Here is a 13,957-nt window from a genome sequence, read left to right on the forward strand (position 1 = left end):
TATCATCGTGATCAAGAAAATATGAAAAATACAACTGTACCTCAGAAATTACAAACTGGTTTTAGCTTTGATGAAGCTATATTAATGGCCAAGTTTTGCAAACAAATTTATCAAATTTTTCAGCAAGATGATGGGTCTGTTGATGATACTGAAATTGAAGGCATCTATAACTCAGTTCATGGTAGTCAAGGCTGGGAATTTGCTCATAGCATTCGCAACGATGAAACAAATGTTCGTGGTTTTATCTTGAAAAAAAAGGATGCTCATCAATATGCTGTAGTTTTCCGGGGTTCTATTTTGACTGACCGGGGTAGTGTGGAACTTACAGACATTGCTACAGATATAAAATGGGATTTAGTTAAATACGCTAGTATGACTGATCCCAAGATTAAAGTTGTTGAAGGATTATTTTTAGCTTTTGAGTCAGTTGCAGATGAGATAAAAATCTTTTTTAGAACTTTAGCCGGTCAGTTAAAACCAAAAGATTTTCAGCAATTGCATCATTTGAGTGCCGAAAGACAACTAGCTTGCGTAACAGCGATCGCTAATGCTGGCACAATTAGACTAGGAACTGATTTTGAGCAACTAGTCAAGCCACTAATCAAAGAAGCATTATCAGATGGGGAAATTGGCAATGATGAAGAACTCGACAACATTTTAGCCGTTGAACAGAAAGCCTTATTACAACTAGAAGCTGTCACTGAACCTTTAGAGGTTTACGTAACAGGTCATAGTTTAGGAGGAGGATTAGCCCACTTATGTGCCTTATCTTTGCGGCGATACATTAAAGATTCATATTTAACGACAAAAGCATACTCTATTGCCGCACCGAAAGTTGGTAATGATTCCTTCGCCAAATACTACAACCAGCAAATAGGTGAAGGGATGAGCTATCGGGTAGAAAACTGGTTTGACCCTGTACCTAACTTACCTTTACCTGTTCCCTTCCCTTTAAATATGTTTGCAGGTAATGGTCTGAGAATTGGGGATCTTTATTTAGGTAACTGTGTCCCTGTTGGGGAAGCTCACGGGGTGATTGGTTTGGGTTCTCAAAGCGTCTCCCTTGATTTTGGCGGTGCATTAGAATTCTTGGGTGGTATTCCTTTTCCCCATAGTTTTGATACTTATATCAATTTGCTATCAGAAGATCAAGAACGTTTGCAAGGATTTTGGCGACCTATTCAAGATATCTTGGGAGTTTTTATTAGGGGACTTCTTCAAGATCATGGATCTGAAATTCAGGCTTATTTTCAAGAAGAAATTCAGGATTTGAAAAAAGAACTCGAAGAGATTAAGAGTGAAATTAAAGGGTTAAAAGACCTTGGAGAAAAACAAAAAAGCTGTAATTAAGTAGGTCAAGAGAATTAAAGACAATTGGCAAGGTCTGTCATTTGTCCCTTAGTGGTGCAGAAACGTCCTGAAGACTTGATATATGGGGAATTTTACCCACATTACCTCAAAAGAGTCCTCCGTCTGCCTCTGCTTCCCTCAAAAAACGTGCGCACGTCGAGACGCGAATTGAGTTCTCACGTGTCACGGTTTTCTCAACTTGAGACTCCAGAAAGTTTTCTGCACCATTAAGGTCTCAGACTAAAATTACTAAGTACAATTTTGCACTATTTGGTACTTTTTCAAACACAGAGGAATACAGGGGTAAACGTGGAGGAAAGCGGAGTGTTTCCAAGGTAGATTTAGTATTTTGTACTTAGCCATATTTAATGAACTATGGGTCTCTACATCTCAGAGTTCGTTGCTAGCGGAGACTTCTACAGATTTTTGATGCTTTTTCCTTTGTCCCTAGTTGCTTCATACTTCCAGCTTGCTTACGCGCCTTGGTGGTTAAAATCGGATTCCCAACTGTCCATTGACTCCCCGTACAGAATTATAACCAGCACCGATGAAGAAGCGATCGCCTGCATTTACCTGCATACCACCAGACAAAGCCACGCCTTTATCTTCAGAATAATATCCCACTCCCACATAAGGGGAAAATACTGGTAAACTCAAAAATCTCAGCACATCTACCCCTGTAGCACCATCAGGGCCAACACCTAACTCTACACCTAAATTCACAGCTCTCGCGCCGACAGCATAGGTGGTATCCCCATCTTTACCGCCGACTGAAACCCAAGGTTGAGGGATGATTTGCGCTGCTGCGGGACTAGGAGCGAATAAAGCTAAACATCCTATTGATGTGATGATTGATTTGGCAATAATTGCTCTATTCATACTTGCTCCTCAACACTACCTACCAAGTTGATACAAGAGAGTGACTAAACTAGATGTAAAAAAGTTTCTAGTTTTTGGTAAAGTAATGGGAAAGTGTGACACTTTCTAAAAAGTCCACAAACACCAATATTCTTAATAACATCACCTAACCCTTCAGTAACGGGTAGGACTCCAAGGGAGGTTTAGATGAAAGTCCTGCATGGCTCGTGGATACCAAATACAGCATCAGATTTTATGCAGTCTGGTTCGTTTTACCTATGGGTAGAAACTCCTATAAGTAAAAAAAAGCATACTCATCCACAAGCTCACCCTGGACATCTATCTTCAGAGGAATTAATCTCTTTTTTAACGGGAATTTTAGGTTTTAAAGAACGCGAATTACAATTAAAACAACGCATATCTACCCAATATTTTGCCCTACCCACAGCTAATAATCAACCTTTACCTTCACCAGAATTAATCAAGTATCTAGAAATCGAAGTTCCTGAAGAATATGAAGAGTTTCAATATTGGCAAGTAACTTGTTATGAAACGGTTGGCTCTCTCAAATCAGTAACAGCGATTAATATTATTAAATCACTCAAAGATATTCATTTTTTAGCTCTGTACAATGCTAATGAATTTCAACTAGGATCAGATTTATTATTTTGGTATCATTACACTCAAGAATTTAGACAAATAATTCTCAAAGACCAATATATTCCGTCTCTAAAATATAGACCTATAGCGGCAGCTAAAACAACTAAGAAAAAAAGTAAGTCCCCACAACCACAGGAATTTGAGATATATGCTGGGTGGGAAATTATTTCTGAGCAATACGAAGCCAATATTCAAAAATATATTGAATATATGCCCCTGATTTGTATGGCAGGAAATACTATACAGAGCGATAATATAGAATTTTTTGATCAGGAAACTCTATTACGTCACTTTTCTGAATGTCTCCTCAACAATTTAGTTACCAATACACCCTCTACAGCCGCTTTTGACAAACAAATTGCTGATTCTCTGATTTATTATTGTCTTTATCCTCAAAAACACAACCCACTCAGAACTTATACTGTTCTCCAAGAATATCAGCAATGGTTGGCATGGAAAAATAGAATTATCCGTACTCAAGCTGATTCACCGTTTCATCTGTGTTTCCAATTGCACTCTCCCACGGCGGAACAAATAGACAATTGGCAGATGCAATTTTTGGTATCCAGTAAAAAAGACCCTTCTTTAAAGCTGGCTTTGGCTGATTACTGGACGATGAACCAAAAAACCAAAACTGGTGTAAACAAAGAATTTGGTAAGGATTTTGATACTAATTTACTACTGAATTTAGGGTATGCAGCACGGATGTATCCCAAACTTTGGCAAGGTTTGGAAACGGACTCTCCCACGGGAATGCAGCTAACTTTAGAAGAGGCGTTTGATTTCCTGAAAGATAGTGCTTGGGTGTTGGAAGACTCAGGATTTAAGGTGATTGTCCCAGCTTGGTATACTCCGGCTGGTCGTCGGCGTGCAAAAGTTCGCCTCAAAGCATCAAGCCGCAAGCAGGCTGCAACTAAAGGTGAAAGCAAAAGCTATTTTGGTTTAGACTCACTGGTGCAGTATCAGTATGAATTAGCAATTGGTGAACAGCCTGTCACACCCCAAGAGTGGGAACAGTTAATTAATGCTAAAGCACCGCTAGTGCATTTTCGCGGTCAATGGATGGAATTAGACCGGGATAAAATGCAGCAGTTACTAGAATTTTGGCAATCCCACGGCGATGAACAGCCGGAAATGAGCTTACTGGAGTTCATGCAACGCAGCGCGGAAGCAGGGGACGAATGGGAAATTGAGTATGACGCAGGTTTATCAGAAATCATGGCGAAGTTGCAAGATAAAAGTCAGTTAGAACCGATTTCTGAAGACTTAAATCTGCAAGGCAACCTGCGAGAATATCAAAAGCGGGGTGTGGCTTGGCTGCAATATTTAGAAAAATTGGGATTAAATGGCTGTTTGGCAGACGATATGGGACTTGGTAAGTCTGTGCAGGTAATTGCTAGATTAGTCCAGGAGAAAGATAGCCAAAATTCCCAACTACCCACATTATTAATCGCGCCGACTTCCGTTGTCGGTAACTGGCAAAGAGAAATTGCCAAGTTTGCACCCCATTTAAAAACTATGGTGCATCATGGTAGCGATCGCCTGCAAGACTCTGCCGATTTTAAAGCCGCCTGTAAACAGTATGATGTGATCATTAGCTCCTTTACCCTAGCGCGCAAGGATGAAAAACTCCTGGGTAGTATTGAATGGCAACGCCTAGTTTTAGATGAGGCGCAAAATATTAAAAATCCTAAAGCAGCGCAGACTAAAGCTATTCTCAAACTCTCCGCTAAACACCGACTAGCTTTAACCGGTACACCAGTCGAGAACCGCTTACTTGATTTGTGGTCTATTTTTAATTTTCTCAATCCTGGTTACTTGGGTAAAGAAGCACAATTTCGGAAGTCCTTCGAGATTCCCATTCAGAAGGACAACGACAAAGTTAAATCAACTACCTTAAAGAAACTGGTTGAACCTTTAATTTTACGGCGCGTCAAAACAGACCAATCTATTATTAATGACTTGCCAGATAAAGTTGAACAAAAACTTTATACTAACCTGACGAAAGAACAGGCTTCATTATATGAAGTAGTAGTCAAAGATGTGGAAGAGAAATTACAAGAAACCGAGGGAATAAAGCGCAAAGGTTTAATTCTCTCCACACTGATGAAATTGAAACAGATTTGCAATCATCCCAGACAGTTCCTTCAAGATAGTAGCGAATTTTTACCGGAGCGATCGCATAAACTTTCGCGCTTAGTAGAAATGGTAGATGAGGCTGTCTCTGAGGGTGAAAGCCTGCTCATATTTAGTCAATTTACAGAAGTCTGCGAACAAATAGAAAAATATCTCAAACACAATCTGCATTGCAATACTTACTACCTACACGGTGGTACAAGTCGCCAACGTCGGGAACAAATGATTAATGATTTCCAAAATCCCGATACAGAACCATCTGTTTTTGTTCTCTCCTTAAAAGCAGGTGGTGTTGGTATCACTTTAACGAAAGCCAATCATGTCTTCCATTTTGACCGTTGGTGGAATCCAGCCGTGGAAGACCAAGCTACAGACCGCGCTTTTCGGATTGGTCAGAAAAAGAATGTCTTCGTCCATAAATTTGTGGCGATTGGAACTTTAGAAGAAAAAATTGACCAAATGATTGAAGATAAGAAAAAACTTTCTTCCGCAGTAGTGGGAAGTGATGAATCTTGGCTGACAGAATTAGATAACGAAGCCTTTAAACAACTAATTGCCCTGAATAAAAGCACAATTTTGGAGTAAATATATGAATAAGTTTAGCAGAACTTGGTGGGGCGATCGCTTTATCAAAGCACTAGAAGATTTTACTGATGATAGCCGCCTGCAAAGGGGACGTTCTTATGCTCGTGGTGGTAAAGTTAAAAGTTTTGCAATTGATAAAAATATTATCACGGCTCAAGTTAGAGGTTCAGTTAATCCCTACTTTGGTGTTTACAAAGAACCTACATATAATATAGTCATTGAAATTACCCCAATTGCCAAAACTCGCTGGAATGAAGCGATAAAAAGCCTTTCGTCTAAAGCCAGCATTGTTTCCCGGTTGTTGCTGAATGAAGTCCCTGAAAATATTGAAGAAAATTTCTCCCAAATGGGGTTACATTTATTACCCCATAGTAGTAAGGACTTCAAAACTAAATGTTCTTGTCCAGATTATGCCAATCCTTGCAAGCATATAGCTGGAGTATATTATTTAGTAGCTTCTCAACTGGATAACAACCCATTTTTATTATTTGAATTGCGGGGACTCTCGCAAGCAGAATTACAAGCAAAGTTAGCGGATTCTTCTTTGGGTAAAGCACTATCTACAGTATTCGATTCTCAAGAGTTAACTATTGAACCTAGCAAATCTTTTTATCCAAAGTTAGAAAAACAATCTGTGAGTGAAAAGCCAAATTTAAGAGAGTTTTGGTTAGGGACAAAACGTTTACCTTCTACTATTGAAGTCGCCAATGATAGCGGTATATCAGCGATTTTGGTGAAAAAAGAAGGTGATTTTCCAGCTTTTTGGCGGAAAGATAATTCTTTTCTTGAGACGATGGAGGAACTTTATCAACGTGTGAAAACTAAAAATCAGAATTTAATGTAAGAGGTTGTTTGATCCCACATTCCGTACTTCATAATACGGTTAGTTTTCATCATTGAGAATTGATTCTAAAATCTCTGGGGTCATTCCGTTAGCAATTGCTTGTTGACTCGCTTCTTCCATGATATCTAAGAGTGGTTTTTGACTGACTGCTTTTTGCAGCATTATGTTCAGAAATATTTGGATTTTTTGCTGTTTTTCTGGTTCTGCTTCTCGGTACGCTTTGGCAATTTCTGGGTCAACTTGAATGGTAATGTTTTCCATTATAAATTAAATGTTAATTAGTCTATTTTTATTATAGCAATTGCTAGTTTTTTCTGTTTTATACTATCTTCAATTATTTGAATCTCTTCCTCTGTTAACCCATACAATTGATACACTATCTCATCTGTCTCTCTTTCTAATTCTCAAGAGTCTTCATTTTGAATTTTGAATTTTGAATTGATTCATATCTCTTCCGACTTTTCAAACAACTTCTTAGAGGCTAACAGATGTTAACCTCTCATATTTTTTGCCTAAATTCCTAACCTTTGGTAAACCTCATCTAAATGACGCAGATGTTGCTGAGGGTCAAAACATACAGCAATTTCTGCTGGTGATAGCTTTTGAGTTACACGGGGGTCTTGGGTAATCAAGTCGTGGAAGTTTCCTTCTGGCTTGTTCCAAGCGTTGTGAGCGTTTTGTTGGACGATCGCATATGCTTCTTCACGGCTCATTCCCTTGTCTACTAAGGCTAGTAGCACTTTTTGACTGAATACCACCCCACCATAGCAGTTGAGATTCCGCGCCATGTTTTCTGGGTAGACGAGCAGGTTTTTCACCAATTCGGTGATTTCCTTGAGCATGAAGTGGGTCAAAATGCAAGCATCTGGGAGAACTACCCGTTCTACGGAACTGTGGGAAATGTCCCGTTCGTGCCACAAAGCGACGTTTTCTAAAACTGCACCAGCATGACTTCTCACTAATCTCGCCATCCCCGTCAATCGTTCGGAACGGATGGGGTTGCGCTTATGAGGCATAGCACTAGAGCCTTTTTGACCTTTCGAGAAGAACTCTTCCACTTCCAGAACGTCTGTTTTTTGCAGATTGCGAATTTCTACAGCAAAGCGTTCAATGGAGGCGGCGACTAAGGCTAATTGCTGCACATAATCGGCGTGGCGATCGCGCGAAATAACTTGTGTCGAAGCGGTATCCGGTTGGAGTCCCAATTTTTGACAAGCGATCGCTTCTACTCTCGGCTCAATATTGGCATAAGTTCCCACCGCGCCAGAAATCTTCCCGACTGCAATGGTTTCCCGGAGAATTTGCAGCCGTTTTTGATGACGCAACACTTCCGCCAACCACCCAGCCAGCTTAAACCCAAAGGTAATGGGTTCAGCATGAATCCCGTGCGATCGGCCGGCCATGACTGTATAACGATGTTCCCGTGCTTTTTCGCGAATTACCTGAATTAAATCTTCCAGGCGTTGCGCTAAAACATCCAGACTAGCAACCATTTGCAATGCTAAAGCCGTATCTAATACATCTGAACTGGTTAATCCCAGGTGAATGTAACGTCCTGCATCGCCTACGTATTCATTGACATTTGTCAAAAAAGCAATCACATCATGGCGGACTTCCGCCTCTATCTCTAACACCCGTTGCGGATCAAAATTCGCCTTCGCTTTAATTTCCTCAACAGCCGCAGACGGAATATAGCCCAATTCAGCTTGGGCTTCACAAACTGCAATCTCTACCTGAAGCCAGGTTGTTAACTTATAAGATTCAGTCCACAGGTTGCCCATTTCGGGCAAAGTATAACGCTCAATCAACGTTCGCGGCAGAATACAACTGTCATATTCTACAGTCTATTTACCCCTTCTCAATGGCCTTTTTGTGGGGTGATGGAGTTAGTCTTTGATTCATGTGTAATGATACTGATGCTACCGTCGGCTTCCATATATGCCAACTTCACATCATTTAAAAATTCCACACCTTGCTGACGTAACTTACTCATCAATTCATCTTCTGTAATCAGTTCTTGTTGAAGATGACGCTGCATCATCTGACCGTTTTTTACCAACAGCATGGGCGAAGGATTAAGAAATCGCTGAAAAGCAGGCAATTGGTAGCCTAACCAGTTGAGAAAGTAGCTCCAAAAAATCACCGTTCCTACTAAAATCGCTCCTTCCGTAATCGATGTATAGTTACTGGCCATGGCATTTTGGGCAGCTTCAGCAAATAGCACCACGACAAGTAAATCGGTAATTCCTAAAGTTCCCAGTTGTCGGCTAGGTAATAATCGTAATACCGAAAACAGAGCTAGGTAAACTAGAGACCCACGTACTACTAATTCCAGTACGCTGATACTAGGAACAAAAACCGCACGCCAATCAATATAAAACCATTTATCCATCGTATAAAAAAGAGGCTTGTACCGCTACGCGGAAGTCACAAGGAGTCAACGCGTCTCTACTCAACGCTCAGAACTGTTTTCTATTCTCGTTGATTAGCTGAAGTTTTCTCATTGATAGAAACAGCGTTACGATTCGGGACAATACGTCTACCGTACTTCCTCGCATACACCTGCGTAAATTCAGCCCCAAAAAACAGAATTTGGGCAGTATAGTAAACCCAAATCAGAAGAACTACCAGTGAACCAGCCGCACCATAAGCCGAGTCAAAACTGCTACTACCTAAATATTTTCCTAATAAAAAATTACCAATAGAAAATAACAGTGATGTCAAACTAGCACCGATTAACACATCACTCCAAGCTAGTCTCACATCAGGTAGCACTTTAAAAATTAGCCCAAACATGATTGTAGCGATCGCAAAGGAAATAACAAAGCTCAGTATCTGCCAGAGAAAACCAATCCCTGGTAATACTCCACTAAAATAATTCACGACTGCTGCTAATACTGCACTAATTACTAAAGAAGCTAACAGCAAAAAGCCAATCACCAAGATCATCGCAAAGGATAAAAGACGTTTGCGAATGATATTCTTCACACCACGTCCTGGTTTGGGTTTTACTTCCCAAATCGTGTTGAGGGAATCTTGTAACTCAGTAAATACACCAGTCGCACCCAATAGCAGCACTACCACACTAATTACAGAGGCGATTGTTCCAGCCTGTGGCCTACTGGCATTTTGAATGGCGATCTCGATGAATTCTGCCCCTTGTCTACCAACTACACTTTGAATTTGGTTAACAATCTCACCTCTGGCGGCCTCTTCACCAAACACTGCACCAGCGATCGCAATTATCATAATTAGCAACGGTGCGATAGAAAAGACCGTATAGTAAGCCAAAGCAGCCGCCAAGCGCGAAGCTTGATCCTCATTCCATTCTCTAAATGCTTCCTGAAAAAGTTGCCAAATCGCCTGTAAATTCATTAAATCAGTCTCCCTGGAAATAAGATGCCACTTTTTGCCATGATATATTGGATACTGATTTACTCAGTAATGGCATCTTCCCCAAGGTACTTATAAAGCTTTCTTAAGGCATAATTTTAGACTCATTTAACCCAAAAATAGAAGCACCCCCATACCCCTTTACTCTTAGCTTTTAAACTAATCACACTCTAAATCGCTGCTTCTTGAGGCTGACAATCAAAAACCACCATGAAGGAAGCATTTGGGACTACTTGATTCAGATGCTGTATGTAACCATCTGCGTCATAACGACTACGAAAACGCGCCACAATTTCACGACTGGCATCAGGAAGTAATCGTGCAATTGCCCACGAGTTTAGGCGTTGTTTGTAATCCTTTGGTTGAGTTTCAGAGCTTGGTGCTTTGTATTCAGTATTTTGTGGCATGATTATCTTAACCGTATTAAGTTTCAGTAAAGGCGTTAGTGAATCCTCTTACAGAAATTCACTAGCTCCTTTTTTATAGTGCTGCCACCTTGTTATTCGATTATTTATAAATTGTCAACACCGAGTGCTATATTTTAGACTAACTAATTTGGAAATCCCTATTCAGTATGAACTTCAAAATCTTTGCTTGTAAAGGTTAGAAGGAGAAATTATATCTTTGCTCAAAAGTTTAGTTAATAATTTTTGGAATTATTGGTATAAGTTTATAGAATTCAGCACATACTAGTAAAAAAACAAATTTAATTGTCTTAAATCATACTGAGTAGGCTATTTTTTTTAGAAACAAGTTTATCTGCATCATCAAGAACTAATCAAATGTTTCTTTATGAAGAAAATGTTACTAAATAATAAACTGTAACGATGCTACGTCTCAACCTTAAAAATCGTAACTTTCGTCAACCCAAAATCACCTATTAGTTGACCGATAGTGGTAGGTTAGTTACAATCTGGGCAATAAATTATACTTTTAAAACATAAAATGCCATTAGTAACGTCAATAATTCAAAAAATTGCACCCCAGATAGGTGCAGTAGTCGTCATAGACCCAGAATATCAATTGGTTGGACATATTACTTTTAAAAACGGGCATAAAGCATTTTTTAGCACTACGAAATTAAATATTAATGGTTTTGGATCAGCCGAGATAGCAAAAGATAAAGGTTATTCTAATTTTTTTCTCAAGCATTTTGGATATAAAGTTACTCAAGGAAAAACATTTTTTAGCCATAAATTTTGTGAAAAGATTGCTAATGATAGAAATATAGATGTTGGATTTGAATATGCTCAAAGTTTAGGATTTCCTGTAATCGTTAAACCAATTAATCTCAGTCAGGGAAAATTAGTTACTAAAGTTCATAATAAAACAGAGTATTATCAAGTAGTTAAAAAAATATTGCGAATTAATTCAGGGTTAATTGTAGAGAAATTTTATGTAGGTAAAGATTATAGAATTGTAGTCGTAGAGAATGAAGTAATAGCAGCCTATCAAAGACTACCTTTATCTGTGATCGGTGATGGTAAATCTAATATTTTAGAGCTACTTCAACAAAAGCAAGAAAATTTTATACAAAGCGGTAGAAAAAAAATTATAGATTTTGATGATTTCCGCATCAAACGCAAACTAAAAAGGCAGAATCTCAATTTTAACAGTATTATTCCTCATGGTAAAATCATCCATATTTTAGACAACGCTAATTTATCTAGTGGTGGAGAAGCAATAGATGTCACTGAAAGCATCCATCCTGACTTTCAAAAACTAGCTTTAAATGTCGCTAAAGATATGGGCTTAAGATTAATAGGTTTGGATATTATGACCCATGATATAACCAGACCAATGGTAGATTATGTCATTATCGAAGTTAATGGTTCGCCTAGCTTAACTCACTATGCGTCAATAGGAGATGTCCAAATTCAAAGAGTTGAACAGCTATATCTCAAGATTCTTCAGGCATTAGAAAAAGATTACAACAATCAGAATTAAGTGGGGATTGGGGACTGGGGACTGGGGACTAACAAGTATAGGTTTTTAACCAAAGAATGAGTGATGACTATAAAATTAACGTAAACATCATCATTTCCTTAATCCCTACACCCCTACACCCTAATTACAGACGTTGCAGGAGGTTTAAACCGTGAGTGTCAGTACCACAAGTATTTAACAGCCCATATTCTTGAGCCAGTTGTTGTATTTGCTGTGATTCTTTGACGCTGGGTTTCCAGGGGTTGGGGTTGTTGTAAGCATAGAATGTTTCTACACCATCAATCCCATATTCCACGGCTGCCGGAATTAAGTCAAGGTGCGATCGCTTGTAACGTGCAGGATGCGCTAATACAGCCAATCCCCCAGATGCTTTAATCGCCGCAATCACGTTACCTGCTTCATATTCCTGATCAGTAGTCACCTTTCTTTGTAAATAAGGTCTCATACTCAGGTGTCCTGGCTGAAAACCATAGGCCAAAATATGAACTTCCACATTCAATAAATTGGCGTTCACTTCTACACCACTCCATAGGTGCGGAGTGGTTGCGCCGGGATTATTCCATTTCCAGTCTTCTAGCCAAGCCTTTGCCACTTCATAGCCACCAATAGTATGATGGTCGGTAATCGCCAAGCCGTTTAAGCCAATAGCGATCGCTTGCTCCATCAACACACTTGGCTGTAATCTACCGTCTGAGTAGACAGTGTGCATATGAAAGTTAAATAATCTCGGACAACTTTGGGCATCTATATTCTGGAAAACTTGCTGTAGAAGTTCACTAGAAGCAGATGTCCGGGCAAAATTTACTACCATAACCCTCTCTGAATAAAAATACGTGATTCCTGACACACCAACACGCCACACCCAGAAATGAGCATTTAACAGCACCTTTAGTTAGTGCTGAACAGCTATTTTCTCAGTTTTATCAGTCAGATTTTTTCAATATGTTAAGACTACGTTAGCAAATCTAAATGCTTACGGTCATGAGTATATCCAATCGCCTTCATAAGTATCAGTAACAATTTTTTGAATATTTTTATTTTAGATACATAGATAAATACTGTGTAAATTATCTCTAAATCCTGTTTTTGGTAGAGCTATCACGCCCTACCAATCTAGTAATGCCTCTGAATTATGGTATCAAAATTAACTTTTTCACAATCCTGTCAATATACCTTCACCAGTCATCACTTCCCCAACCACAAAAGCGGGAATATTCTCTGCTTCAAAGAATTTAATTGTCTGTTCTACTTGATGGGGTGGGATGAGCAGTACAAAACCAATGCCCATATTGAAAGTGTTATACATTGCTTCCGCACTTACAGACCCAGCTTCAGCTAACCATTGAAAAAGCGGGGGAATCATCCAACTGTTAGGGTTAATTTTAATAGATTGACCTTTGCCCAAACACCTAGGTAAATTTTCCGGCAAGCCACCGCCTGTAATATGTGCCATTCCGTGAATTTCTATGCCTGCTTGCCGTGCAGCCAAAACAGGTTTGACATAGATGCGTGTAGGTTGTATGAATGCTTCGCCGATAGTTGCACCACCTAATAATTCTGGTGTGTCGTCCCAACTAAAGCCCCCATCGCTGACAACCTTACGAACTAAGCTTAAACCATTACTGTGTACCCCAGAACTAGCAAGTGCGATCGCCACATCTCCAACTTCTACCTGCGAACCGTTGAGCATTTGGCTTTTTTCCACAATTCCTACACAGAAACCAGCCAAATCATACTCACCAACTTGGTAGAAACCAGGCATCTCTGCTGTTTCTCCTCCCAACAAAGCACAACCCGCCAGCTTACACCCAGAGGCGATACCCGCCACTACTTGAGTTAGCTGCTCTTTATCTAGTTTGCCTGTGGCGACATAATCTAAAAAGAACAATGGTTCAGCCCCTGATGTCAACACATCATTGACACACATAGCAACTAAATCAATCCCCACAGTATCGTGACGGTTGAGAATATGGGCGATTTTTAGCTTTGTCCCCACACCATCAGTCCCAGAAACCAATACAGGTTGTTTGTAACCGCCTGGAAGTTCAAAACAACCACCAAAACCACCCAGTCCACCAAGCACTTCTGGTCTAAAAGTGCTGTGAACCAAATTGCGAATTTGATCTACAAAAGCTCGACCAGCTTCTACATCAACCCCTGCATCCCGATAATCCATAAGAGTTA

Annotated in this window: 12 protein-coding genes; 4 read left to right on the top strand and 8 right to left on the bottom strand. The window is 39.7% G+C overall.

Annotation, left to right across the window (positions count from 1 at the left end; genetic code table 11):
- Positions 1-21: 21 nt before the first annotated feature.
- The gene (locus VB693_RS10815) at positions 22-1,350 is read left to right on the top strand and encodes a lipase family protein (protein ID WP_323266264.1); all 1,329 of its coding nucleotides are present in this window, start codon (positions 22-24) and stop codon (positions 1,348-1,350) included.
- A 489-nt stretch (positions 1,351-1,839) separates the two neighbouring features.
- On the opposite strand, the gene VB693_RS10820 is transcribed toward VB693_RS10815, so the two are convergent.
- Positions 1,840-2,229, bottom strand: a complete 390-nt coding sequence (locus VB693_RS10820; RefSeq protein WP_323266265.1) for a hypothetical protein — start codon at positions 2,227-2,229, stop codon at positions 1,840-1,842.
- Between the two features lie 186 nt (positions 2,230-2,415).
- Here VB693_RS10820 and VB693_RS10825 point away from each other — a divergent pair, with 186 nt between their 5' ends.
- Positions 2,416-5,589, top strand: coding sequence for a DEAD/DEAH box helicase (locus VB693_RS10825; RefSeq protein WP_323266266.1), 3,174 nt, complete (start codon positions 2,416-2,418; stop codon positions 5,587-5,589).
- A 4-nt stretch (positions 5,590-5,593) separates the two neighbouring features.
- Positions 5,594-6,433 carry an SWIM zinc finger family protein gene (locus VB693_RS10830; protein ID WP_323266267.1) on the top strand — a complete coding sequence of 280 codons (840 nt, stop codon included), beginning with the start codon at positions 5,594-5,596 and terminating at the stop codon, positions 6,431-6,433.
- Between the two features lie 39 nt (positions 6,434-6,472).
- On the opposite strand, the gene VB693_RS10835 is transcribed toward VB693_RS10830, so the two are convergent.
- From VB693_RS10835 to VB693_RS10855, 5 genes are all read right to left on the bottom strand, one after another.
- Positions 6,473-6,694: a hypothetical protein gene (locus tag VB693_RS10835; RefSeq protein WP_027402947.1), complete on the bottom strand. Its 222-nt coding sequence runs from the start codon at positions 6,692-6,694 to the stop codon at positions 6,473-6,475.
- A gap of 251 nt (positions 6,695-6,945) precedes the next feature.
- A complete protein-coding gene (gene purB, locus VB693_RS10840; protein WP_323266268.1) occupies positions 6,946-8,241 on the bottom strand; it encodes an adenylosuccinate lyase in 1,296 nt (431 codons plus the stop codon).
- 50 nt (positions 8,242-8,291) lie between these two features.
- On the bottom strand, positions 8,292-8,825 hold the full coding sequence (locus tag VB693_RS10845) for a DUF421 domain-containing protein (RefSeq protein WP_323266269.1): 534 nt from the start codon (positions 8,823-8,825) through the stop codon (positions 8,292-8,294).
- An 80-nt stretch (positions 8,826-8,905) separates the two neighbouring features.
- On the bottom strand, positions 8,906-9,808 hold the full coding sequence (locus VB693_RS10850; RefSeq protein ID WP_323266270.1) for a YihY/virulence factor BrkB family protein: 903 nt from the start codon (positions 9,806-9,808) through the stop codon (positions 8,906-8,908).
- 188 nt (positions 9,809-9,996) lie between these two features.
- A complete protein-coding gene (locus tag VB693_RS10855; RefSeq protein ID WP_190696069.1) occupies positions 9,997-10,233 on the bottom strand; it encodes a hypothetical protein in 237 nt (78 codons plus the stop codon).
- Positions 10,234-10,771: 538 nt separating this feature from the next.
- On the opposite strand from VB693_RS10855, the gene VB693_RS10860 reads away from it, so the two are divergent.
- Positions 10,772-11,773 (top strand): cyanophycin synthetase, encoded by a 1,002-nt coding sequence (locus VB693_RS10860; protein WP_323266271.1) that lies wholly within the window; start codon positions 10,772-10,774, stop codon positions 11,771-11,773.
- A 124-nt stretch (positions 11,774-11,897) separates the two neighbouring features.
- On the opposite strand, the gene VB693_RS10865 is transcribed toward VB693_RS10860, so the two are convergent.
- Complete coding sequence (locus VB693_RS10865; protein WP_323266272.1) at positions 11,898-12,584, bottom strand: PHP domain-containing protein; 687 nt, start codon at positions 12,582-12,584, stop codon at positions 11,898-11,900.
- Between the two features lie 342 nt (positions 12,585-12,926).
- Positions 12,927-13,949: a phosphoribosylformylglycinamidine cyclo-ligase gene (gene purM, locus VB693_RS10870; protein WP_323266273.1), complete on the bottom strand. Its 1,023-nt coding sequence runs from the start codon at positions 13,947-13,949 to the stop codon at positions 12,927-12,929.
- Positions 13,950-13,957 lie beyond the last annotated feature (8 nt).

This window comes from Anabaena sp. UHCC 0399 (genome assembly GCF_034931465.1).
GTDB classification, from domain to species: domain Bacteria; phylum Cyanobacteriota; class Cyanobacteriia; order Cyanobacteriales; family Nostocaceae; genus Trichormus; species Trichormus minutissimus.

Excerpts from the sequence above, each read along its gene's own strand:
- VB693_RS10865 (WP_323266272.1), bottom strand. The coding sequence starts at position 12,584 with ATGGTAGTAAATTTTGCCCGGACATCTGCTTCTAGTGAACTTCTACAG.
- purM (WP_323266273.1), bottom strand. The coding sequence starts at position 13,949 with ATGGATTATCGGGATGCAGGGGTTGATGTAGAAGCTGGTCGAGCTTTT.
- VB693_RS10850 (WP_323266270.1), bottom strand. The coding sequence starts at position 9,808 with ATGAATTTACAGGCGATTTGGCAACTTTTTCAGGAAGCATTTAGAGAA.
- VB693_RS10830 (WP_323266267.1), top strand. The coding sequence starts at position 5,594 with ATGAATAAGTTTAGCAGAACTTGGTGGGGCGATCGCTTTATCAAAGCA.
- VB693_RS10820 (WP_323266265.1), bottom strand. The coding sequence starts at position 2,229 with ATGAATAGAGCAATTATTGCCAAATCAATCATCACATCAATAGGATGT.
- VB693_RS10825 (WP_323266266.1), top strand. The coding sequence starts at position 2,416 with ATGAAAGTCCTGCATGGCTCGTGGATACCAAATACAGCATCAGATTTT.
- VB693_RS10855 (WP_190696069.1), bottom strand. The coding sequence starts at position 10,233 with ATGCCACAAAATACTGAATACAAAGCACCAAGCTCTGAAACTCAACCA.
- VB693_RS10835 (WP_027402947.1), bottom strand. The coding sequence starts at position 6,694 with ATGGAAAACATTACCATTCAAGTTGACCCAGAAATTGCCAAAGCGTAC.
- VB693_RS10860 (WP_323266271.1), top strand. The coding sequence starts at position 10,772 with ATGCCATTAGTAACGTCAATAATTCAAAAAATTGCACCCCAGATAGGT.
- VB693_RS10815 (WP_323266264.1), top strand. The coding sequence starts at position 22 with ATGAAAAATACAACTGTACCTCAGAAATTACAAACTGGTTTTAGCTTT.
- VB693_RS10845 (WP_323266269.1), bottom strand. The coding sequence starts at position 8,825 with ATGGATAAATGGTTTTATATTGATTGGCGTGCGGTTTTTGTTCCTAGT.